Raw genomic sequence first — 1,537 nt, 5'->3', positions numbered from 1 at the left:
GATGCATGGGTTGATTGGGAGGATATTCGGCCGACGGAGGAATTTATGCAGGCCATCTATGGGGCAATCGAAGCCGCCGACACTTTCATCTTTGTGCTCACGCCGGACTCGGTCGCTTCAGTTCCGTGCAGTCATGAGATTGCGCACGCGGCCGCGCATAACAAACGAATGGTGCCCATAGTCGCACGGGACGTGAAGGCCGATACGGTGCCCGAGCCGCTGGCGAAACTAAACTGGATTTTCTTCCGGGACAGTGATGATTTTGAAAAGGCGACTGACACACTCATCAGCGCGCTCGACACCGATCTCAAGTGGGTCCACGAGCACACGCGTCTGCTCACCCGAGCAATTGAGTGGAACGCAAACGGCAAGAACAACAGCTTTGTTTTGCGCGGTGATGATCTGCGGTCGGCTGAGCAGTGGCTCGCGGAGGCCGGCGCCCAAAAAGAACGCCAGCCCACAGCGCTCCAAACCGAATACATCATTGCCAGCCGCAAAGCCGCAGCGCGACGCCAGCGGATCACGCTTGGGTCCGTAACCTTTGGGTTCGTGGTCGCTATCGTGCTGGCGGTCGTGGCGTTCTTCGCGGAAGCGAAAGCAAAAGATCAAACAAAGGTTGCCGTTGCTGCGAAGAAGAGGACCAGCGAAATCGCCAGCCGGGGAAGTGTTTCGCTTGCTCGGTACTCAAAAGAAGGCGGAAAAAACGCTCAAGCGTTGGCCCAGCTTGGGCAGGCGTTGCAGCTGAATCCGGAAAATCGCGAAGCCTCTGGCCTAGCGGCCGCTATGCTGACACAGCTGAGCTGGCATGTCCTAAGTGGTGCAATGCGGCATAAAGACATAGTTTTCTTAGCACAGTTCAGTCCCAATGGCCGACGCGTGGTCACCGCCTCATGGGATAAGACGGCGCGGCTGTGGGATGCGGCCAGCGGCAAACCAATTGGCGAACCCATGAAGCATGAAGGCATGGTTTTTTCGGCGCAGTTCAGCGCCGATAGCCAGCGGGTTGTAACCGCCTCATGGGATAAGACGGCGCGCCTGTGGGATGCCGCTAGCGGCAAACCAATTGGCGAACCTATGAAGCATGAAGGCATAGTTTTTTCGGGGCAGTTCAGCCCCGATGGCCAGCGGGTGGTAAGCGCCTCAGGGGATAAGATGGCGCGTCTGTGGGATGCCGCTAGCGGCAAACCAATTGGCGAACCCATGAAGCATGAAGGCATGGTTTTTTCGGCGAAGTTCAGTCCCAGTGGTCAACAGATACTAACCGCCTCAGCGGACAAGACGGCGCGTCTCTGGGATGCCGCCAGCGAGAAACCAATTGGTCAGCCGATGAAGCACGAAGATGTGGTTAACTCAGCGCGGTTCAGCCCCGATGGCCAGCGAGTGGTAACTGCCTCATGGGACAAGACCGCGCGCCTGTGGGATGCCGTTAGCGGCAAAACAATTAGCCAGCCCATGACGCACGAAGACGTGGTTAATTCAGCGCAGTTCAGTCCCGATGGTCAACGAGTAGTGACCGCCTCAGAGGACAAGACCGCGC

At 57.6% G+C, this 1,537-nt stretch carries 1 protein-coding gene; it reads left to right on the top strand.

Annotation, left to right across the window (positions count from 1 at the left end):
• Positions 1 to 45: 45 nt before the first annotated feature.
• A partial coding sequence (locus tag VH187_RS01705) for a toll/interleukin-1 receptor domain-containing protein (RefSeq protein WP_329699768.1) occupies positions 46 to 1,537 on the top strand: 1,492 nt, incomplete at its 3' end.

It is taken from the genome of Scandinavium sp. (genome assembly GCF_036271055.1).
Taxonomy (GTDB): domain Bacteria; phylum Pseudomonadota; class Gammaproteobacteria; order Enterobacterales; family Enterobacteriaceae; genus Scandinavium.
Note: the sequence above shows the minus strand (reverse complement) of the source record. Positions and strands in the feature narration are given on the sequence as shown.